Annotated in this window: 23 protein-coding genes; 12 read left to right on the top strand and 11 right to left on the bottom strand. The window is 63.2% G+C overall.

Translation table 11 applies throughout. The features are described from left to right. Positions 1-169: 169 nt before the first annotated feature. On the bottom strand, positions 170-1,459 hold the full coding sequence (locus AC56QP_RS03325) for an ABC transporter substrate-binding protein (RefSeq protein ID WP_269905667.1): 1,290 nt from the start codon (positions 1,457-1,459) through the stop codon (positions 170-172). 34 nt (positions 1,460-1,493) lie between these two features. After that, positions 1,494-2,582: an ABC transporter ATP-binding protein gene (locus AC56QP_RS03320; protein ID WP_489860947.1), complete on the bottom strand. Its 1,089-nt coding sequence runs from the start codon at positions 2,580-2,582 to the stop codon at positions 1,494-1,496. Between the two features lie 262 nt (positions 2,583-2,844). On the opposite strand from AC56QP_RS03320, the gene AC56QP_RS03315 reads away from it, so the two are divergent. Further along, on the top strand, positions 2,845-3,558 hold the full coding sequence (locus AC56QP_RS03315; protein ID WP_091578163.1) for a GntR family transcriptional regulator: 714 nt from the start codon (positions 2,845-2,847) through the stop codon (positions 3,556-3,558). Positions 3,559-3,661: 103 nt separating this feature from the next. On the opposite strand, the gene AC56QP_RS03310 is transcribed toward AC56QP_RS03315, so the two are convergent. Beyond that, positions 3,662-4,888: a GNAT family N-acetyltransferase gene (locus tag AC56QP_RS03310; RefSeq protein WP_489860948.1), complete on the bottom strand. Its 1,227-nt coding sequence runs from the start codon at positions 4,886-4,888 to the stop codon at positions 3,662-3,664. A gap of 91 nt (positions 4,889-4,979) precedes the next feature. Between AC56QP_RS03310 and AC56QP_RS03305 the strand changes: the two genes are divergently transcribed. Continuing rightward, entirely contained in the window at positions 4,980-6,038 is a 1,059-nt protein-coding gene (locus AC56QP_RS03305; protein ID WP_489860949.1) for a polysaccharide deacetylase family protein, read from the top strand. A gap of 22 nt (positions 6,039-6,060) precedes the next feature. On the opposite strand, the gene AC56QP_RS03300 is transcribed toward AC56QP_RS03305, so the two are convergent. Further along, positions 6,061-6,276, bottom strand: a complete 216-nt coding sequence (locus AC56QP_RS03300; RefSeq protein WP_489860950.1) for a DUF2842 domain-containing protein — start codon at positions 6,274-6,276, stop codon at positions 6,061-6,063. A 197-nt stretch (positions 6,277-6,473) separates the two neighbouring features. Between AC56QP_RS03300 and AC56QP_RS03295 the strand changes: the two genes are divergently transcribed. Continuing rightward, positions 6,474-7,565, top strand: a complete 1,092-nt coding sequence (locus AC56QP_RS03295) for a COX15/CtaA family protein (RefSeq protein WP_489860951.1) — start codon at positions 6,474-6,476, stop codon at positions 7,563-7,565. Positions 7,566-7,584: 19 nt separating this feature from the next. Here the strand turns inward: AC56QP_RS03295 and AC56QP_RS03290 are convergent, their stop codons facing one another. From AC56QP_RS03290 to speB, 3 genes are all read right to left on the bottom strand, one after another. Next, positions 7,585-7,899, bottom strand: coding sequence for a hypothetical protein (locus tag AC56QP_RS03290; protein WP_489860952.1), 315 nt, complete (start codon positions 7,897-7,899; stop codon positions 7,585-7,587). Positions 7,900-8,071: 172 nt separating this feature from the next. After that, positions 8,072-8,998, bottom strand: a complete 927-nt coding sequence (gene argC / locus AC56QP_RS03285) for an N-acetyl-gamma-glutamyl-phosphate reductase (protein ID WP_489860953.1) — start codon at positions 8,996-8,998, stop codon at positions 8,072-8,074. A 30-nt stretch (positions 8,999-9,028) separates the two neighbouring features. After that, entirely contained in the window at positions 9,029-10,039 is a 1,011-nt protein-coding gene (gene speB, locus AC56QP_RS03280) for an agmatinase (protein WP_497100779.1), read from the bottom strand. Between the two features lie 124 nt (positions 10,040-10,163). Between speB and AC56QP_RS03275 the strand changes: the two genes are divergently transcribed. Next, on the top strand, positions 10,164-11,372 hold the full coding sequence (locus AC56QP_RS03275) for an acyltransferase family protein (RefSeq protein WP_489860954.1): 1,209 nt from the start codon (positions 10,164-10,166) through the stop codon (positions 11,370-11,372). Positions 11,373-11,523: 151 nt separating this feature from the next. Further along, a complete protein-coding gene (locus AC56QP_RS03270; protein ID WP_489860955.1) occupies positions 11,524-12,576 on the top strand; it encodes a glycerophosphodiester phosphodiesterase family protein in 1,053 nt (350 codons plus the stop codon). Between the two features lie 181 nt (positions 12,577-12,757). Here AC56QP_RS03270 and AC56QP_RS03265 read toward each other — a convergent pair whose 3' ends face one another. Further along, the gene (locus AC56QP_RS03265) at positions 12,758-13,636 is read right to left on the bottom strand and encodes an aldo/keto reductase family oxidoreductase (protein ID WP_489860956.1); all 879 of its coding nucleotides are present in this window, start codon (positions 13,634-13,636) and stop codon (positions 12,758-12,760) included. Between the two features lie 91 nt (positions 13,637-13,727). Here AC56QP_RS03265 and AC56QP_RS03260 point away from each other — a divergent pair, with 91 nt between their 5' ends. After that, the gene (locus tag AC56QP_RS03260) at positions 13,728-14,627 is read left to right on the top strand and encodes a LysR family transcriptional regulator (protein WP_489860957.1); all 900 of its coding nucleotides are present in this window, start codon (positions 13,728-13,730) and stop codon (positions 14,625-14,627) included. 98 nt (positions 14,628-14,725) lie between these two features. On the opposite strand, the gene rpsI is transcribed toward AC56QP_RS03260, so the two are convergent. From rpsI to AC56QP_RS03245, 3 genes are all read right to left on the bottom strand, one after another. Further along, positions 14,726-15,208, bottom strand: a complete 483-nt coding sequence (gene rpsI / locus AC56QP_RS03255; protein WP_489860958.1) for a 30S ribosomal protein S9 — start codon at positions 15,206-15,208, stop codon at positions 14,726-14,728. 1 nt (position 15,209) lies between these two features. Further along, positions 15,210-15,674 carry a 50S ribosomal protein L13 gene (gene rplM / locus AC56QP_RS03250; protein WP_010915638.1) on the bottom strand — a complete coding sequence of 155 codons (465 nt, stop codon included), beginning with the start codon at positions 15,672-15,674 and terminating at the stop codon, positions 15,210-15,212. Positions 15,675-15,889: 215 nt separating this feature from the next. Further along, entirely contained in the window at positions 15,890-16,354 is a 465-nt protein-coding gene (locus tag AC56QP_RS03245; protein WP_489860959.1) for a PaaI family thioesterase, read from the bottom strand. Between the two features lie 153 nt (positions 16,355-16,507). Between AC56QP_RS03245 and AC56QP_RS03240 the strand changes: the two genes are divergently transcribed. The 6 genes from AC56QP_RS03240 (at position 16,508) to AC56QP_RS03215 (ending at position 20,811) form a co-directional block, all read left to right on the top strand. Further along, positions 16,508-17,329 carry an enoyl-CoA hydratase gene (locus tag AC56QP_RS03240; RefSeq protein WP_489860960.1) on the top strand — a complete coding sequence of 274 codons (822 nt, stop codon included), beginning with the start codon at positions 16,508-16,510 and terminating at the stop codon, positions 17,327-17,329. 2 nt (positions 17,330-17,331) lie between these two features. Continuing rightward, complete coding sequence (locus AC56QP_RS03235) at positions 17,332-17,754, top strand: VOC family protein (protein ID WP_489860961.1); 423 nt, start codon at positions 17,332-17,334, stop codon at positions 17,752-17,754. 10 nt (positions 17,755-17,764) lie between these two features. Further along, on the top strand, positions 17,765-18,526 hold the full coding sequence (locus AC56QP_RS03230; RefSeq protein ID WP_489860962.1) for a GNAT family N-acetyltransferase: 762 nt from the start codon (positions 17,765-17,767) through the stop codon (positions 18,524-18,526). Next, the gene (locus AC56QP_RS03225; protein ID WP_489860963.1) at positions 18,513-19,034 is read left to right on the top strand and encodes a CoA-binding protein; all 522 of its coding nucleotides are present in this window, start codon (positions 18,513-18,515) and stop codon (positions 19,032-19,034) included. The genes AC56QP_RS03230 and AC56QP_RS03225 overlap by 14 nt, the downstream gene beginning before the upstream one ends. 145 nt (positions 19,035-19,179) lie before the next feature. Further along, a complete protein-coding gene (locus AC56QP_RS03220; RefSeq protein WP_269905688.1) occupies positions 19,180-20,460 on the top strand; it encodes an O-acetylhomoserine aminocarboxypropyltransferase in 1,281 nt (426 codons plus the stop codon). A gap of 6 nt (positions 20,461-20,466) precedes the next feature. Next, positions 20,467-20,811 (top strand): cupin domain-containing protein, encoded by a 345-nt coding sequence (locus AC56QP_RS03215; protein ID WP_489860964.1) that lies wholly within the window; start codon positions 20,467-20,469, stop codon positions 20,809-20,811. Positions 20,812-20,822 lie beyond the last annotated feature (11 nt).

The following is a 20,822-nucleotide window of genomic DNA, read 5'->3' as shown; positions in this document are numbered from 1 at the left end:
GACATCTCCCCCGCAAGGGGGGAGATCGGCAATTCCGCTGCCGACGTTATTCTTGCAACGTTGGCGGTTGGCGAAAGCGGCATTGAGAGCGCAATCTCCCCCCTTGCGGGGGAGATGTCCGGCAGGACAGAGGGGGTGGGAAGGAATGAGACATCTCAGACTGGCCGCGTTAAGCCGCGATGAACTCGTTCCAGCGCTTCACCATGTAGCGGTCCTCGTCCATGACGGAGTTCCAGCAGGCGACATGGCCCATGCGCTCCTCGAACGAGCCGCCGTCGCGCAGCGCGCCGGCCTTTTCCATGACCGTGCCGTCGGGCGCCTTGATGTCGCCCTTGGCCGGCTTGCCCTCGATCCAGTAGCCCCACTCGTCCTCGGTCATGAACTTCTTGGCCGAGACCATATTGGCCGAGTAGTAGCCCTGACGGTTGAGATAGCCGCCGACCCAGCCAGACGTGTACCAGTTGATGTATTCATAGGCCGCGTCGAGCTGCGCGCCCGAGAGATGCGCCGCCAGCCCCAGGCCGCCGCCCCATGAGCGGTAGCCTTCCTTGAGCGGCTGGAAGCGGCAGGCGATACCCTTGGAACGTACGGCGGCGACAGCCGGCGACCACATCGACTGGATGACCACTTCGCCCGACGCCATCAGGTTGACGCTCTCGTCGAAGGATTTCCAGAAGGCGCGGAACTGGCCGCCCTGCTTGGCCTTGATCAGGAAGTCGATGGTCTTGTCGATCTCCTCCTTGGTCATGTTGCCCTTGTCGGCATATTTGATGTTGCCCATGGCTTCCATGATCATGGCGGCGTCCATGATGCCGATGGACGGGATGTTGAGGATCGCGGTCTTGCCCTTGAACGCCGGGTCCATGATGTCGGCCCAGGTGGTGATGTCGCGGCCGACGAGATCGGGGCGGATGCCCAGCGTGTCGGCGTTGTAGATGGTCGGCACCATCGTGAACCAGTTGGTCGGCGCCTTGGCGAACACCTTGCTGTCCTGCGCCTCGACGAAGCCGACCGTATGCGGCGCGGTGCCCTGGGCAATCACGCTGTCGGGCGTCAGCTTGCCGGTTTTGAACAGCGGCACCAGCTCGTCGTAATATTTCAGCTTGCTGACATCCATCGGCTGCAGCACGCCGGTGGGGAACACCTTCTTGCAGATCCAGTATTCGATGTCGGCGATGTCGTAACTGTCGGGCTGGGTTACGGCGCGCTGGGCGGCTGCGTCGGAATCGGTCGCGGTCATCTCCAGCGTGATGCCGAGGTCGGCCTTGCACTTGTCGGCGATGGCATTGAGGTTCGACACACCGGTGCCGAACTGGCGTAGCGTGATGTTGGATTGCGCCCAGATCGTCGGGAAGCCGGTGATGGCGCCGGAGCCGGCGGCGAGGCCGACGGCGGCCGCACCTGTCTTGAGCAGCGAGCGGCGCGATATGCCCGTCTTGGCTTGCGTGGTGTTTGTCATGTCTATTCCCCTTTCTTGTTTTGCTTCGTTGACGTCATGAATGAAGGTGGCCGAGGACGATCGCGTCTTGCGGATCCCAGGCGAGCGGTACGGCGTCGCCGATGGCGACCGGTTTGGCGAAGAAGTCGGAATCATCGACGATGACCGTGAAATCGCCGATGCCGGCGCCAGTGACGGAGAGCTTCACCGTGGCGCCGCGATATTCGATGTTGGAGACGATGCCGGTGAAGCCGAGGCCGGGCGAGGGTGCGTCGCCGATGCGCACATGGTCGGTGCGGATGGCGATGTCGATCGGCTGTCCCACCTCCTGTGACTTCCCGCTGGCGGCGAGAGAGCCGCCGCCATTGACGTCGAAGACGACCATGCCGTCCTGGCTGCCGGTGACGCGGCCGGAGATGACATTGTGGTCGCCCATGAAGCGCGCCACGAAGGCGGTGGCCGGTCGCTCGAACACGTCGCGCGGCGGGGCCGCCTGCTCGATACGGCCGTCATTCATCACCACGATCAGGTCGGCAAGCGCCATCGCCTCCTCCTGGCTGTGGGTGACGTGGACGAAGGTGATGCCGAGCGAGGTCTGCAGTTTCTTCAACTCGGCGCGCATGCGGATCTTCAGGAACGGATCGAGTGCCGACAGCGGTTCGTCGAGCAGCAGCGCCTCGGGATCGGTGATCAGTGCACGCGCCAGCGCCACACGCTGCTGCTGGCCGCCGGAAAGCTGCGCAGGGCGGCGCGTGGCATAGGCCTCCATCTGCATCAGCTTGAGCATATCCAGCGCCTTGGCGCGGCGCTGTTCCTTGTCGACCCCCTTCATCTTGAGGCTGAAGGCGACATTGTCGATGAGGTCGAGATGCGGGAACAGCGCATAGGACTGGAACATCATCGCCGTGCCGCGCTTGGCCGGCGGCAGGTCCGTCACGACGGTGTTGCCGAGTCGGACATCGCCGCTGGATATGCTCTCGTGGCCGGCGATCATGCGCAGCGTCGACGTCTTGCCGCAGCCGGAAGGGCCAAGCAGGCAGCAATAGGTGCCGGCGGGGATCTTCAAGCTGATGTCCTCGACGGCGGTCGTCGTTCCATAGACTTTCGAAACGGACACGAGGTCGATTTCGGCGGCTTTGGACATCAGGCTTCCCCGTTTGGTCGCATTAACCAAAGCATCATGCGTGCCAATCGCGAGGTGAGTGACCAAGCAATTGAATCGTCGGCAAAATCCGGGTTCTGGATCACCGCCCGCAGAATGGGCTGGGTTGTGCGTTGCACAAATTATGAGCTATTGTGGGCGATATGCACAAAAATCGTATGCAATCTTTTTTGCCTTCGTGTTCACTTTGCCTCTCGTGCTGGCCTCGCGAGTCGCGTTAGAAGGGGGCAGGACAATTTCCGCCATGAACATCGCCGACCAGGTTTATTCAGCCGCCGACAGCGCCACGCAGGATCGCGCCCAGACGATCCGCGACCAGCTGCGTGACGCCATTGTCGATCGCCGGCTGGCGCCAGGCACCAAGCTGTCGGAAGGCGAGGTCGGCACGTTGTTCGATGTCTCCCGCACCGTCGCACGCGCAGCCCTGCAGATGCTGTCCTTCGAAGGACTGGTGCGCACCGAGCGCAACCGTGGCGCCTTCGTGGCCAACCCGTCTCCAGAGGAGGCGCGCCAGGTATTCGCCTCGCGCCGGCTGATCGAGCCGGGCATTGCCATCGCCGCCTGCGGGCGCGTCACCGCCGCCGACATCGTCGCCTTCAAGGCGCAGCTCGACGAGGAGGGGCGCTTCATCGCCGAACGCGGCCCCCACGCGCGACGCTCCGAAATAAAGGCGTCGGGCGACTTCCATCTGCTGCTGGCCTCGGTTGCCGGCAATGCCATCCTGCAGCGCTTCATGGAGGAGCTGGTGGCGCGCTCGTCGCTGGTCATCGCCCTTTATGGACGATCCGGCGCGTCAGCCTGCGGGCATAGCGAGCACACCGGCATTGTCGGCGCGCTGGAGAGCCGCGATTCCGGGCTGGCGAGCCGGCTGATGCTGCACCACATCGACCATATCGAGGCGGATCTCGATCTGCGCGTCAGGGCCGGCCCCGCGCTCAGGGAAGCCCTGAATTTCTGAGGCCCGGAGCATGATCCCGGAAATGGGTGCCGGTTTTCGGAAAACATCATGCCCAAACAGACAGATGGAGCCTCATCCCGATTCCGCGGGGATGAAACGGGCTCTAGCTTTCGTCCTCGGTGCGAGCCGCTGTCTGTCCCACCGCCTTGCGGCGCACCATCTTGGTCAGCTTCCAGACCGTCGGGCTGTTCTTGATGAAGGCCTTCAGCCGCGCACCTTGCCGGAGCGTCAGCGCCAGCACGCGGCCCTTCAGGGTCAAGGGAAACAGCACTTCGAAATGCTGGGTTTCGATATCGCACCACAGCCGTTTGTAGGGCTCGTCGCCGACGGAGAAATCATAGACCTCGAAGCCGGTCTCGCAGGCTTCCTGGATGTTGTCGAAGAACAGGAAGTCGCCCGGGCTGGTGTGGCCGAGATCGTCCTCGGCGATCGCTCCGAACTCGCAGATCAGGCGCCTGCCCGAACGGCTCGACCCTGTGATGGCACGCAGCTTGCCGGCAACCTCGAGCCCGTGCAGCACGAAGGAAGGCTTGTCCTCGGCAAGCGCTTGCGTGAACAGCGCGCGGAAGAAGCCACGCACTTGCTCGTCGGCGAAGACGTTAGTGATGCCCATCTTGCGGAAGCGGAACTCCTTCATCTCGAAGAAGGCGTCGAGCAGCCTGTTCACCTCGTCCGCAGTCGTGGCCTCGATGCGGCGATGGGCGCCGAAGGCCTCGAACTTGCGCATCTGCGAGCGGTGCTTCTTGCGCTTGCGCTTGCCGCTGGCGCGCAACAGCAGCGCATCGAAGCCATCGGAGAGGTCAACAGCCAGCGACAGATTGGGGCTGGCGAAATGGTCAAACGAGGCGAGTGGATTGGCGACGCCATCGAGATCGGGGAGCAATCTTTCCAGTGCCAGGAGGTCGATGTCCGGACGTGCCTTGGCAATGGCGGTCAGCATCGATCGGATGGCCGGGATATCCGGCCTGGCCAGCCATTGCGGATCGACGGCGATGAAGTTGCCGTTGGCGTGGCGCCCACCCAAGAAGCGGGCGACGCGGAACGGTCCGGTGCGGCTGACCTCCAGGGCCAGCGAGAAAACCGGCCTGCCTTCGGCGCTCAGTGTCGCGACAAGCAGATCCGGTCCGAGCTGCACGACCCAGTTCAGGATCCAGGCAGCACTCTGCGCCGGCGCAAACAGCGCCGAGCGGCAGAACTCGGCATAGGCCGTGAGGCCCTCGGCGGACACTACGGATGTCGACGGCCCGGCCTGGTCCCGCGGCAAGGCGCGGGGCGACGCCTCGGTTGCCGCAAGCCGATTGCCGTCAAATGACGCTGTTGCGTCAACCATACCTCAATCCTTAGGGCGTATTGATCGCGATTTGGGGGTTCGCGTAGGCGCATTCCGTGCTTGGATCAGCCTAGGCGCAAAAGGTGAATGAATGATCGACGGAGGCGAGGCAATCCGGAAACTGGCGCTGAACGTCGCCCGCTATACCGGTCTCGCACCGCTGGCCAAGCCGTTCATCGGCGGCATTGGCGCCATCCTGATGCTGCACCGTGTGACCGCGACACCGGAAAAGCCTGACAGTGTCAACCGGCATCTGAATATCGCGCCCGGCTTCCTTGACGCCGTGATCGCCGACATGAAGGCAAGCGGTTATGCCTTCGTCTCGATGGACGAAGCGGTTGAGCGCATCAAGGCAGGCGGCAAGGGCGGTCAGTTTGCCACCATCACCGCCGATGATGCCTATCGTGACAACATGACCGAGGCACTGCCGGTGCTGGAAAAGCACGGCGCGCCGATCACCATCTATGTCGCGCCCGGGCTGATCAGCGGCACCGCCGATCTGTGGTGGGATGTGATCGAGGACATCGTCAATGCGGGCACCCGCCTGACCTTGAACACGCCAGGCGGCCCGTTGGCGATCGATTGTTCGACCCCGGCCAAAAAGCTTCAGGCCAACGCACGCCTGCACGCCTACCTCACCTCGGAAGTCCGCGAGGAGGACCTGCGGGCCGTGCTGCGTGACTTGGCGAATGCAACAGGCGTCGACGCTGACGGCCCGCGTCTGCGGACACTGATGAGCTGGGATGAAATCCGCGGCATGGCCGCGCATCCGCTGGTGACGATCGGCGCCCATACGATCAACCACAGCAATCTGAAGCGGCTTTCCGAAGCCGATGCACGGCACGAGACCGGCGCCGTGCGCGGCCTTCTGCAGGCCGAACTCGGCGAAGAACCGCGCCATTTCGCTTATCCCTATGGCTACGCCAGCGCGGTAGGCTGCCGCGAAGTGGGGTTCGCCCGCGACGCCGGCTATACCTCGGCCGTGACGACGCGCCACGGTGTGTTGCGCGCCGAACATGCCGGCTTCCTGCACGCATTGCCGCGCATTTCCGTCAACGGCCGCTACCAGAGCCTCGCCCACATCCGCACCATGCTGTCGGGCGTGACGACCCCGCTCGCCAACGCCGGCAAGATGCTGGTGACAATCTGACGCCAGCAGGCGGGCTTCCGGCTCAGCGCTTGGCCCGTGGCTCCAGCATCAGCCACTTGATGATGCCCATCGCCGGCAGTACCCACAGCAGGCCGCTCAGCAGGAAGAACAGGAAGTGCACCCACGGCCCCGACTCCGACAGCCGGGCGACCGCGAAGATCGATGCGAGCAGCGCATAGATGATGACCAGCGCCACCAGCAGAAACATTCCGATCAGCTTTTTCAGGCGCACGGGCATGGTTAGCCTCCTGGTCGAGGCTGCCGGGAACCCGGACAAGGATCCCGGCAAGCTCAGGGTGTTGGCCTCGCATAGGCCTTGACGCGAAGCGGTGCAACCCGGCAGACGCGGCGCGACGGCGTGCCGCGCCGCCTGGTCTTGCCAGCAGGGATACGATGGTCCACCAATCCGGGAAACCAACCTGCCGGGACAAGACCATGGCTGCCATATCAGCTGCCGCGCCATTTGTGGCCCGCGATCGCGACCTGCACAACCGGGTGCTGCTGCGCGGCTGGCTCTATGTCGTGCTTCTGGTGCTGTTCGCGCTGGTGCTGGTCGGCGGCGCCACAAGGCTCACCGATTCCGGCCTGTCGATCACCGAGTGGAAGCCGATCCACGGCGTCATACCGCCGCTCAACGATGCTGAGTGGCAAGAGGAATTCCAGCTCTATCAGCAGATCCCGCAATATGCCGAGCTCAACAAGGGCATGAGCATCGAGGCGTTCAAGTCGATTTTCTGGTGGGAATGGGCGCATCGCATCCTGGCGCGCAGCGTCGGCCTGGTCTTTGCCTTGCCGCTGCTGTTCTTCTGGGCAACGCGCCGCATCGAACGCGGCCTGGGGCCGAAACTGGCGGGCATTCTCCTCCTTGGCGGCCTGCAGGGCGCCATCGGCTGGTGGATGGTGGCCTCCGGTCTGGTCGACCGGGTTTCCGTCAGCCAGTACCGGCTGGCGACCCACCTAACGCTGGCGGCGCTGATCTTCACGGCGACCATGGTCGTTGCACGCGGGCTGGCGCCGCATTCCGAACCCGCCGCCGATCGTTCGACGCAGAGACTGGCCGGCTTCATCGTGCTTCTGGCGCTGATCCAGATCTATCTCGGCGGTCTGGTGGCCGGGCTCGACGCGGGCCTGAGCTACAACACCTGGCCGCTGATGGACGGCAAGCTGATACCGGGTGATCTACTGATCCTCGAGCCGGCGTGGCGCAATTTCTTCGAAAGCCCGAAGACGGTGCAGTTCGTCCATCGGCTGGGTGCCTACACGGTTTTCGCCGTCGCGCTCTGGCACATGATCGCGACGCGGACGCGCCTGCCGGGCTCGACCCACGCCCGCCGCGCGACGCTGCTGTTCCTGCTGGTGCTGGTCCAGGCCTCGATCGGCATCGGCACGCTGCTGATGCAGGTGCCGCTGCATATGGCGCTGACACATCAGGGTTTTGCGCTTGTCGTGCTCGGTTTTGCCGCCGCGCATTGGCGCGGCACCAAGGGTGCCTATCCCTTGTCGCACGAAATCGCGCTCAGGAACTGATCCCGAGCTGATCTGACAGTTACATCCAGAAGGCGTTCGACGGTGTCTTCTTCTCGCCGTCGAATTCCGCCTGACGCAACGCGGCGGCGGACGGTGCGGATTGGCCTTGATCGGCCTTGGCTGCCTTGTCTGCGGCCTTGAGCGCATCAAGCTTGGCCTTCAGCGCTGCGATCTCCTGCTGCACCTTGGCGGCTTCGACCTGGTCCTTGATCGCCTTGGCTTCGTCTTCCTTGGCCTGGATCTGCTTTTCGAGCGCGGCCTCCTGGGCTGCGTTGCTCGACGAGATCGACGAGGAATATTGGGTTGCCGAGGAACCCGAGATCGCGCTGACCATGACAAATCCCTGGTGGAAGCCAGGACAGGTCAGTAAACCATCATGGTGAACATGCGGTTACCACAGGGCGAAGCGCCCTCGCGCCGCACTTTCCAGATGCGGCTCGAAAAGGTCTCAGTGATGAGTTCGCACGCGCTGACGTTCCAGGGCACCGGAAATGCCGGTGAGTCCATCAGAGACCGAGCATCAGGTCCATGTTCTGGACGGCCGCCCCCGAGGCACCCTTGCCGAGATTGTCGTAGACTGCCAGCAGCAGCGCCTGTGCGCGTTTGTCGTTGGCGAAGACGTAGACCCTCATCCGGTTGGTGCCGTTGTAGATTTCCGGATCGATCTCCGGCATGCGCTCCAGATGCACATAGGGCGCCACCTCGACCACGCCGCCCTGGATGGCAGCGAAATGGTCGGCAATGGCCGCGTGAAGCTCGGCACCCGTCGGCACATGGTCGAGGCCGCCAAGCTGCAGCGGCACCACCGTGATCATGCCTTGCGCGAAATTGCCGACCGCCGGCTGCATGATCGGGTCATGCGACAGCCTGGCATAGGCCCTCAGTTCCGGCACATGCTTGTGCTGCAGGGTGAGGCCATAGGGCAGGAATTCCGAAGCGTCCTCGCCCTTGGCGACATAGTCCTCGATCATCGGACGTCCGCCGCCCGAATAGCCCGAAATGCCGTTGACCGTGATCGGGAAATCCGCCGGCAGCAGGCCGGCGGTGACCAGCGGCCGCAATGTGGCGATCGGTCCTTGCGGCCAGCAGCCGGGGTTGGCGACGCGCTTCGCCGAGGCGATCGTCCTTGCCTGTTCCTTGTCCATTTCGGCGAAGCCATACGCCCAGCCTTCGGCCACGCGATGCGCCGTCGACGCATCGATGACCTTGGTGGTGCCGTTGGCGATCAGCGAGACGCTTTCCTTCGCCGCCTCGTCCGGCAGGCACAGGATCGCGATATCGGCGGCATTGAGGAATTCGGCGCGCGCCGCCGTTTCCTTGCGGCGCTCGGCAGGAATGGAAATGATCTCCAGATCGCCGCGCTCGGCAAGCAGCGCCCGGATCTGCAGGCCGGTGGTGCCGTGCTCGCCGTCGATGAAGATTTTCGGTTTCATTGCCTGATCAAATTCCCTGATATTTCAAGACTATATGCCTTGACCATGATTCACCGCGGCACCGTTGTGATTGCCGTTGTTGTTCATCTCTTCAAGCCGGGCCTTTCGCTCCGCCAGCAGGCCGAGATACTGCATGGCCACCATCGAGCCGGCGATCGCCGTTATATCGGCGTGATCATAGGCCGGCGCAACCTCCACGACATCGGCGCCGACAATATCGACTTGGGTAAGCTGGCGCAGCGTCGACAGGATCTTCGCCGAGGACGGCCCGCCCGCGACCGGCGTGCCGGTGCCGGGCGCATAGGCCGGATCGAGGCAGTCGATGTCGAAGGTGAGATAGGTCTTCCTGCCGCCGGTGCGGTCGACGATGGCGTAGGCGATGTCGGACGCCCGCATCTCCTCGATCTCGTGGCCGTAGAGGATCTTGATGCCGAATGTGTCAGGCGCATGGGTGCGAATGCCGATCTGGATCGAGCGATCTGGATCGATGATGCCTTCATTGACGGCGCGGCCGACGAAGGATCCATGGTCGATGCGCTTGCCGTCGTCCGGCCAGGTATCCTGGTGGGCGTCGAACTGCACTAAAGCGAGCGGACCGTGGATGGCGGCATGGGCCTTGAGCAGCGGCCAGGTCACGAAGTGGTCGCCACCCAACGTCAGCAGGAAGGCGCCCGACTTCAGGATCTTCGCCGCCTCGCGTTCGATCGTCCCCGGCGTCTTCTGGTGGTTGCCCGAGTCGAGCAGGCAATCGCCATAGTCGACCACCGCCAGATGCTCGAACAGATCGCGTGAAAACGGGTATTGCGGGTCGTTGTCGAGGATCGCCGAGGCGCGGCGAATCGCCTGCGGCCCGAAACGGGCGCCGGGCCGGTTGGTGACGGCGGCGTCGAACGGAATACCCCATACCACCGCGTCCGCGCCCTTCACGTCCTTCGTGTATTTGCGCCGCATGAACGACAGCGCGCCGGAATAGGTCGGCTCGAGGGCGCCCCCCGTTTTGGACCGGGCGGTGAAGGCGTGGTCGATATTCTTGTTCGCCATTACGGATCCTCGTTTTTCATCGGGGTGCAACAACTACAGAAGCGGCACGGAAGATGCCAGTCACAGCTTGGCGAGACGAAATGGCGCCGCTCGAGTGCCACGGCAAGACAGGATTTGTATCATCATGACGCAGACGGCGTTCCTCAATCCTTCTCGCGCCGTGTTGTCGACCCACGCCGGCACGATCGCGGGCGAGCGCTTCCTGGTTCTCGATTCGTGGCGCGGCATCTGCGCGCTTCTGGTGGCGCTGTTCCATTTCCCGACCGCGTCGATGGTTTCGCAAAGCGCCTTCATCGGTTCGTCTTACCTTTTCGTCGACTTCTTCTTCGTTCTCTCGGGTTTCGTCATCGCCAGCAGTTACGGCAATCGGCTGAATGAGCCGGAAGAGGTCGCGCGCTTCGCCCTGGTCCGTTTCGGCCGCATCTACCCGCTGCATCTCATCATGCTCGCCGCCTTTGCCGGTTTCGAGCTGCTGCGGCTGATGCTGCCGCAACTCCATGGCGCCGGCGCTGCTCCTTTCACCGGTGGCTTCGATCTCAAGAGCCTGGTTGCCAACCTGCTGTTGCTGCAGGGTGTCGGTTTCGAGGATCGATTGACCTGGAATGCGCCAAGCTGGAGCATTTCGGCGGAGTTCTTCGCTTATCTCCTGTTTGCGGGCGTGGTCTTCGTCGCCGGCGCGCGCGCCTGGGTATGGTTCGTCGCGGCTGCGGTCACCGCGCCGCTGTTCCTGCTCGGATTTTCGACCCATCATATGGATGTCTCTTTCGATTTCGGCTTCATCCGCTGCCTGTACGGCTTCTCGCTGGGTGCCCTGCTGGCCTGGTTTCAGCATGATTCCATTGCAGGGGCGCGACAGGCGCTCGCCAGGGGTGGCCCACGCATGGCCTGGACCCTTGCCGAGATTGTCATGGTGGCGGTCATCGTGCTTTTCGTCTCGCTGGCGGGCGACAGTGATCTCGGCATCGCGGCGCCCCTGGTGTTCGCGCTGGCGCTGTTTCTCTTCGCCCATGAAGGCGGCTGGATCAGCGCCTTGCTCAGGACCCCGTTCATGCTGACGCTTGGTGCGCTGTCCTACTCGATCTACATGGTCCATATCTTCGTCCAGTCGCGGCTGATCAACGTCGCCGGGCTCGTCGAGCGCAAGCTCGACCTGGGCCTGATCGGTGACATCGTGCTGCGCGGCCAGCCCGCGACGGGCTTTGGCGCCGGCTGGATGGGGTCCGTGGCGATCATCGTCATGCTCGTCGCCACCATCGCCGTTTCCTGGATCACCTGGCGCTTTGTCGAAATGCCGGCCATGGCGTGGTTCCGCCGGCTATCGAAACGCATCTGACGCTCAGCCCTCGCGAGCATGATCCCGAAAAGTGGCGACCGGTTTTCGGAAAGGATCATGCTCAAACAAGATATCGGCTAGCCGGCTTCGTTCACCTGGATGTCACGGGCTTCGCCTATCCGGGTCTCGATCCGGCAAGGAGCGATTCTCGATGCGAACCGTCTGGCTGAGCCTTCTGCTTTCCACCGCGCTGATGGCGTCTGTTGGCGCGGCTGGTGCCGAAGAGAGCCGCGCCAGGCAGATTCTCGACCGCTTCGAGCACGCCAACCAGTGGCGCGACCATGTCATGGTGGCCGCGCATCGCGCCGGCAGCATGCAGGCCGGCAAGACGCTCTATGCGGAAAATTCGATTGCCGCCGTGGAAGGCTCGATCGCCATGGGCGCCGAAATCGTCGAGGTCGACATCAGGCGCTCGAAGGACGGCGAGTTCGTCGTCATGCATGACAGCTGGCTCGACCGCACCACGACCTGCAAGGGCGAGGTGGTCAAGTACACGCTGGCGGAACTCAAGACCTGCCGGCTGGTGGTCGAGGGTACCGGCGCCGTCACCAATGAGACGGTTTCGACGCTGCGCGAGATGCTGACGACAACCAGGGACAGGATCCTCATAAACCTCGACAACAAGCTGGAGGTCGGTGACCTCTCAGGCATGATCGCCGTCGCCCGCGACCTCGGCACGGCCGAGCAGGTCATCGTCAAGGAGAACCTGTGGAATCCACAGCGGATTGCTACGGTCAAGGCGGCCATGGGTGCCATCGGCGGCGGCTTCCAGTTCATGCCGATCATCGCCGATGACGCAGTGCATGATGCTGGTTTCGCCGAGACTGTCGACCACGCCTTCTCGCCGCGCGCGATCGAAATGATCAACTGGCGGGCCGGCGCTGAGAAACTGACCGAGACCGGCGGACCGCTGTTTAGCACCCGCATGCGGGCGGCCGCGGTGCGGGGCGACTGGCACATCTGGGCCGACACCTACGCCATCGTCAACAAGCCGGGCGGCTTCCTCGCCGGCGGCCGCGGCGACGAACTGGCGGTCCGGGCCAGCCTGCCGCGCGAAAGCTGGGGTTTCTGGGCCGATCGCGGCGCCACCATCATCCAGACCGACGAGCCGAAGGCGGCAATCGACTGGCTGGCGGCAAATGGCTACCGGGTGCCTTATGCCGAACCGCACATCGAGTCTGCCGCAACCGCCAGCATCAATTGATTTGCTGCCACTCGGCACATCATCGCGGGCTGCGCTCTGCGCATTCCTGATCATCCGAGATGCGGATCATTCCGCCGGATAAGAATGCTCTACGCAAAAGGCCGCCCGGAGGCGGCCTTTTCAAGATCGTTGGTCAGATGCTGCTATCGCCGGGTGCCTGGCACAACCGGATGCCGTGTCGTCAGCTTGAGGCGACGCTCGCTATGCTGTCCAACTCCCCGAGCACATCATCCGAAAGCTCGAGTTCGCCAGCGGCGAGGTTCTCCCGCAGATGCGCGACCGACGACGTGCCGGGGATCAGCAGGATGTTGGGCGAACGGTGAAGCAGCCAGGCGAGCGCGACCTGCATGGCGGTTGCGTCAAGGCGCTGCGCTACATCAGACAGCGTCGAAGACTGCAGCGGGTTGAAGCCGCCGAGCGGGAAGAACGGCACATAGGCGATGCCGTCACGGGCAAGGTCGTCGATCAGGGCGTCGTCATCGCGATGCGCCAGATTGTACTGGTTCTGCACGCAGACGATCTCGGTGATCCGGCGTCCCTCCGCGATCTGCGCTGACGTCACGTTGCTCAAGCCGATATGCCTGATCAAGCCCTGCCGCTGAAGCTCGGCCAGCACGGTGAGCGGCGCTTCGATCGACCCTTCGGCGGGACCATGGGTGTCGAACATGATCCGCAGGTTGACCACGTCCAGTGCCTCAAGGCCGAGATTGTGCAGATTGTCGTGCACCGCCTGGGTCAGCGCCTCGGGAGAGAAGGCCGGCAGCCACGATCCATCGGTGCCGCGCTTGGCGCCGATCTTGGTGACGATCACGAGATCGTCCGGGTAGGGTGACAGCGCTTCGCGGATCAGCCGGTTGGTGACGTGCGGGCCATAGAAATCGCTGGTGTCGATGTGGTCGACCCCTTGGACAACGGCCTCGCGCAGCACGGCCAGTGCCGCGTCATGGTCCCTGGGCGGCCCGAACACACCGGGCCCGGCGAGTTGCATGGCACCATAGCCAAGACGCTTCACGGTGCGGCTGCCGAGGGTGGATGTTTCGGCCTGGTCGATATTGGGCATGAGTGGTCTCCTTTGAGGAGACGAAGATAGGCGCTGCTCAATCTCGGGATAATCAGGTACAATCCACACAGGCTGTGCGGAATGGCGAACAATGATGGACCTCAGCGATCTGAATGCCTTCGTGGTGGTGGCGCGCGCCGGCGGTTTTCGCGATGGCGCGCGTGCGAGCGGCGGCAGCGCCTCCGGCTTGAGTGAGGCGGTGCGACGCCTCGAGGCACAGCTCGGCGTCAGGCTGTTCAACCGCACGACGCGCAGCGTTGTCCCGACCGAGGCGGGCCTGAGCCTGCTTGGACGGCTCGGCCCGGCGCTGTCGGAGGTGGAGGCGGCTCTGGACGTGTTGAATGGCTTTCGCGACAGGCCGGCGGGCTCGTTGCGTCTGAATGTGCCGGTCAGCGCGGCGCGACTAATATTGCCCGATATCGTTCCGGACTTCCTCGCCGCGTATCCTGGCATCCGGCTGGAGGTGATCGCCGATGAGAACTTCGTCGACGTGCTGGCGGCCGGGTGTGACGCCGGCATCCGCTACGACGAACGGCTGGAACAGGACATGATCGCGGTGCCGATCGGACCGCGCCTCCAGCATTTTGCTACCGCCGCCAGCCCCGCCTATCTCGATCGCCATGGGCGCCCTGAACACCCGAGCGACCTGCTCGGCCACGCTTGCCTGCGCGGCCGCTTTGCCAGCGGTTCGATGCTGCCGTGGGAATTCGAGCGTGACGGCGAGGTGGTGCGGGTCGATCCGACGGGGCCACTGATCGTGCGGATCGGTGGGGCGACCGATCTTGCCGTCCATGCGGCCATCGCCGGCACCGGCATCATCGGCCTCTTCGAGGGCTGGCTTCGCCCTTACTTCGAAGACGGTGCCCTCGAGCCCGTGCTCCAACCATGGTGGCAGAGTTTTCCCGGACCGTTCCTCTATTATCCCGGTCGGCGCCTCGTGCCGGCCCCGCTGCGTGCGTTCATCGACTTCATCAAGGCCGGTAGACCCTGAGATTTTGTTGTCATTCGACGGGTGCGGCTGCTGTCTGGTGAGTTGCAAAGAAAGGCCGCCCGGAGGCGGCCTTTCGATTGTCTGAAGCTGCGTAGCGTTTAGCGCTTCGAGAACTGGAACGAGCGGCGGGCTTTCGCCTTGCCGTACTTCTTGCGCTCGACGACGCGGCTGTCGCGGGTCAGGAAGCCACCCTTCTTGAGCACGGCGCGCAGCGTCGGCTCGTAGTAGGTCAGCGCCTTGGAGATGCCGTGACGCACCGCGCCGGCCTGGCCGGAGAGACCGCCGCCGACAACGGTGGCGACAATGTCATACTGTCCCGAACGGTTGGCGGCGATGATCGGCTGGTTGAGGATCATCTGCAGGACCGGACGCGCGAAATAGGTCGCGAATTCCTTGTCGTTGACGACGATCTTGCCGGAACCCGGCTTCACCCAGACACGCGCGATGGCGTTCTTGCGCTTGCCGGTGGCATAGGCGCGGCCCGACTTGTCGAGCTTCTGGACGTGGACGGGGGTCGCCGGCTGCGTGTTGGTGTTGCCGGTGGCGGCGCCCAGTTCTGCGAGCGAGGAAAGCTCAGCCATCTTATGCGACCTTCTTGTTCTTGGAATTCAGCTTGGCCACGTCGAGAACCTCGGGCTGCTGGGCGACATGCGGATGCTCGGCGCCTGCATAGACGCGCAGGTTCTTCATCTGGCGACGGCCGAGCGGGCCACGCGGGACCATGCGCTCAACGGCCTTCTCGACGACGCGCTCGGGGAAACGACCCTCGAGCAGCTGGCGCGCGGTGCGCTCCTTGATGCCGCCGGGGTGGCCGGTGTGCCAGTAATAGACCTTGTCGGTGAACTTCTTGCCGGTGAACACCACCTTGTCGGCATTGATGACGATGACATTGTCGCCGTCGTCGACATGCGGGGTGAAGGTCGGCTTGTGCTTGCCGCGAAGATGATTGGCGATGACAGTGGCGAGACGGCCGACGACGAGACCCTCGGCGTCGATCAGGATCCACTTCTTCACCACATCCGCAGGCTTCTGCGAAAAGGTTGTCATGGTTTTCTGCTTTCGGTTCGGACCTTCGCGAGGAAGGCGTTTCTTGTTGCTTGGATTGGCGATGAGACGCTGTCCGTCGCCAATAACAAAACGGCGGCCTTTGCGGGCCGCTGCTTCGTGAGGGCTTATAGGCGAGGGCTGTTGTTGCGTCAAGGCGCGTGAAAAGTCTGGTAACAGGTAAAATGCAGCAAAAACAATGGTTTGAATAAAAGGTATTATTTTACCACATCGTCCTTTCGCTTCGGTGGGATCGAGTAGGTGCCCGTTGCGTGCGCGATCGTGTGCCCGTCCGGGCCGGCGATGATGTCTATGTCGAACACCATCAGGCTCTTTCCCAGTTTCACAATGCGGCAATGGCCGTCGATCGGTCCGGCCTCGGCCTTGCGCACGAAATTGATGTTGAGATTGGTGGTGACCGAGAGCGCATCGGGCCCGGCATGCGAAAGCACACAGACATAGCCGCCGATGTCGGCCAGCGTGAACAGTGACGGGCCGGACACCGTGCCGCCGGGACGCAGGTGCCGTTCGCCGGCATTGAGCCGCACAACGCAGCCGCCTGGGAACACGTCGATCGCCTCGTAATATTTGAACTGCTCATTGAGTTGCGGATAGACGGTTTCCATCAGCACATTGACTTGCGCCGCGGTCAGCACGGGCGTGAGATTGGTCTGGGCAGGCATGTCGGCCTCTCGTGTTGCACCAGCCTGTATGAGCGCAGCACGGCGTTTCTGGCAACAGCTCCGTCGCTTGGCGCAAGCGATGGAGTGTTGGATGAAAACCGATCCGGTATTAGATACTCTGCCAGCCCGAGCGGAATCGAGGAGACCTTATCCATGGCCGAAATCCTTGCCATCAAGCCTGCCGCCGTTGACGGTCCGGTCGCCGCGCGGCTGGACAAGGGCGTGCTGCGGCTGACACTTACCAATCCACCCGCCAACGCCTTGTCGCTTTCGGTGATGGCGGCGCTGATGGCGGAACTCGACCGCGCCAACGCCGACAGGGCCGTTCGCGTCATCGTGCTGTCGGCCGCCGGCAAGGTGTTCTGCGCCGGCCATGATCTCAAGGAATTGACCGCGCGCCGCGCCGACGCCGATCGCGGCAAGGCCTTCTTCGAAGAGACGTTTGCGGCCTGTGCCGCACTGATGCAGGCGATCGTGCGTCATCCCTTGCCGGTGATCGCCGAGGTGGACGGCCTGGCCACCGCCGCCGGGTTGCAACTGGTCGCCAGTTGCGACCTGGCGATTGCCTCGCATGAGGCGACCTTCTGCACGCCGGGCGTCAACATCGGCCTGTTCTGCTCGACGCCGATGGTGGCGCTGTCACGCAACGTGTCGCGCAAGCATGCGATGGAGATGCTTCTGACCGGCGAGACGATCGATGCGGCAACAGCCAAAGAGTTCGGCCTCGTCAACCGCGTCGTGCCGCGTGAATATCTGAATCAGATCGTCACCAAATACGCGCAAACCATTGCTTCCAAATCATCTTTGGTGGTGAGGACCGGCAAGGAAGCCTTTTACGCGCAGGCCGAAATGGGGCTGGCGGACGCCTATGCCTACACCGGCCGCGTCATGGTCGAGAACATGCTGGCGCGCGACGCGGAGGAAGGCATCGGGGCCTTCATCGGCAAGCGCAAGCCGGAGTGGTCGGACGCGTAACCGTGGAACCGCGCATCTCCATCATAACGATCGCTACCGACGATCTTGAGCGCGCGGTGCGCTTCTATGAGGCGATGGGCCTGACCCGTCATGCCGGCATCACCGACGGTGTCGCCTTCTTCCAGATGGGCGGTGCCATTCTCGGCCTGTTCCCGCGCGCAAGCGCCGAGGAGGATTCGGGCGTCACCTTCGCCAGAGCGCCGTCGGCGGTCTACCTCGCCTACAACACCCGTTCCGACGCCGAGGTCGACGAGGTGCTCGCCATGGCCGAGAAGGCCGGCGGCCGCATCGTCAAGCCGGCCGGCCGCGCCTTCTGGGGCGGCTGGTATGGTTACTTCGCCGATGCGGATGGGCATGTCTGGGAAGTGGCGCACAATCCGGCCTTTCCGATTGCCGAAGACGGCACGATTTCGTTGCCCGGTTGATGGCTGGCGAATGACCGCCAGCGACGATGATCTCAATTGGCGCATCGAGCAGGCTTGCCGCGAAGGTTGGCCAGCCGCGGTTGAGACCGTCGCGGATGGCTGGCTTCTGAGACGATCGGGCGGACGAATCCGGCGCACCAATTCGGTCAACCCGCTGCACGGCAAGCGCGGCGCGCCCGACAGGGTGCTTGCGGCCGCCGAGGCGTTCTATGCCGGTCACGGCCAGACACCGCTGTTTCGCGTACCCGACATTGCCGCCGAGATGGATGTGGTCCTTGGCCGTCATGGGTACGACGTTGAAGGCGGAACGATTCATCTGTTCGCCGGCATTGAAGAGTTCAAGGTATCGCGCGACGTGGAGGTCGTCATTTCGGCGACGCCAAGCAAAAAGTGGTTCGAAGCGCGGTTCCGCATGGCTGCCTATGACGATAATGATCGCCGCATCTTTCGCGAGATGACCGGGCTGATCATCGGCGACCGGGCATTCGCGTCTTGCGAACGCGACAGCGAAATTGCCGCCTTGGCCTATGGCGTCATCCGCAATGGCCTGCTTGTGGTGGAATCGGTTGAAACCGACGGCCGCTTCAGGCAGCAAGGCTTGGGTCGTAGGACGGTAGGGCTGATTGACTGGGCGCGGCGGGCAGGTGCGTTGGCTGTATGCCTGCAAGTGGTTGCCGACAACGCAGCCGGCCGCGCACTCTATGCCTCGCTCGGGTTCAATCGTGAACTCTACCGATATCACTACCGCAGGAAGCCGCATGAACCACGATAGCTACGACAACGCCTACATCGCCGGCATCCTCAATTCGGTGAAGACCATTGCCATGGTCGGCGCATCCGCCAACGACGTGCGACCGAGCTATTTCGTGCTGAAATACCTGCTGGCCAAGGGCTTTTCGGTGTTCCCGATCAATCCCGGCCAGGCCGGCAAGGAAATCCTCGGCCGGATGACCTATGCCAGGCTGGCCGATATTCCGGAACCGATCGACATGGTCGATGTCTTCCGCAATGCCGCGGCTGTGCCCGGTATCGTCGATGAGGTGTTGCGGCTCGATCCCTTGCCGAAAGTGCTTTGGATGCAGCTTGGCGTGCGTAATGACGAAGCCGCCGCCCGCGCCGAAGCCGCCGGCATCAAGGTGGTGATGAACCGCTGTCCCAAGATCGAATATGGCAAGCTGTCCGGCGAGATCGGCTGGACCGGCGTCAACTCCGGGGTGCTGTCATCGAAGAAGCCGCTGATGCGCTCGGGATTCCAGAGTTTCGGCGTGCGCCAGAAGTAGACGAAAAATTATTCCAGGAAGAATTAGGTTTTCTCGCGCGTTCACCGCGGATCGTCCACCGAAAGGTATTTTCTTCTTTGCATTCACGTACGGGCTTCGCCAAGAATGCCCGGCGATTTCAGAGTTTCAAAAAGGGAGGTTTTCGATGACCCGTACGCCCGGTTTCAACACGCTCGCCGTCCATGCGGGCGCCAAACCCGACCCGGCCACCGGCGCGCGCGCCACGCCGATCTACCAGACGACCTCCTTCGTCTTCGACGATGCCGATCATGCCGCTTCGCTGTTCGGGCTGAAGGCCTTCGGCAACATCTACACCCGCATCATGAACCCGACGCAGGCGGTGCTGGAAGAGCGTCTTGCGGCGCTGGAGGGCGGAACGGCCGCGCTTGCGGTCGCGTCCGGCCACGCCGCGCAGGTGATCGTCTTCCACAATCTGATGCAACCGGGCGACAATTTCGTCGCCGCCAACAAGCTCTATGGCGGTTCGATCAACCAGTTCGGGCACGCCTTCAAGAATTATGGCTGGGAAGTGCGCTGGGCCGACACCAATGACATCTCGACCTTCGAAAGCCAGATCGACGACAGGACCAAGGCGATCTTCATCGAGAGCCTCGCCAATCCGGGCGGCACCTTCGTCGACATCGAGAAGATCGGCGACATCGCGCGCAAGCATGGCCTGCCGCTGATCGTCGACAACACGCTGGCTTCGCCCTACCTGATCCGGCCGATCGAGCATGGCGCCGACATCGTCGTGCATTCACTGACCAAGTTCATTGGCGGCCACGGCAATTCGATCGGCGGCGCCATCGTCGATGGCGGCACTTTCGACTGGTCGAAGTCGGGCAAGTACCCGATGCTGTCGGAACCGCGCCCGGAATATGGCGGTCTCGTCCTGCATGAAACCTTCGGCAACTTCGCTTTCGCCATTGCCGCGCGTGTGCTCGGCCTGCGCGATCTCGGCCCGGCGATCTCGCCGTTCAACGCCTTCCTCATCCTGACCGGCCTGGAAACCTTGCCGTTGCGCATGCAGCGCCACTGCGACAATGCGGTGACGGTCGCCGGCTGGCTGTCCAATCACCCCAAGGTCGCCTGGGTGAATTATCCCGGCCTGCCGAGCGACAAGAACAACGCGCTGCAGAAGAAGTACTCGCCGCTAGGCGCCGGTGCGGTGTTCACCTTCGGCCTCAAGGGCGGCTACGAGGCTGGCGTCAAATTCGTCGAGGCGCTCGAACTGTTCTCGCACCTCGCCAATGTCGGCGACACCAAGTCGCTGGTCATCCACCCGGCGTCGACGACCCACCGCCAGCTTTCCGACGAGCAGAAGGTCAAGGCCGGTGCGGGTCCGGACACCGTGCGGCTCTCCATTGGCATCGAGGACGTCAACGACATCGTCGCCGACCTCGAACAGGCGCTTGCCAAGGTCTGATTGCCCATGGCCGCGTTTCTTTCCGTCGACACCAAAAACGTCGAACCCGAATCTGGCGCGCCGGCGCCAGATCGGATGATCTCTGGCGATCCCAAATTCCGCACCTGGAACGTCGAGGAGCGGGAAGGCGGCCTCTACGCCGGCATCTGGGAATCGACCCCTGGCAAATGGCGCATCGTCTATGACGAATGGGAGTTCTGCCACATCCTGTCCGGCATTTCGGTGATCGCGGAAGACGGCGGCGATGCCCGCACCGTCCGAACCGGCGACAGTTTCGTGCTGAGGCCCGGCTTCAGGGGCAGCTGGGAAGTGCTTGAAACGACCCGCAAGGAATACGTGATCAAGCTTTGATCATTTCGCAG

The organism is Mesorhizobium sp. RCAM 05104 (genome assembly GCF_059683645.1).
Note: the sequence above shows the minus strand (reverse complement) of the source record. Positions and strands in the feature narration are given on the sequence as shown.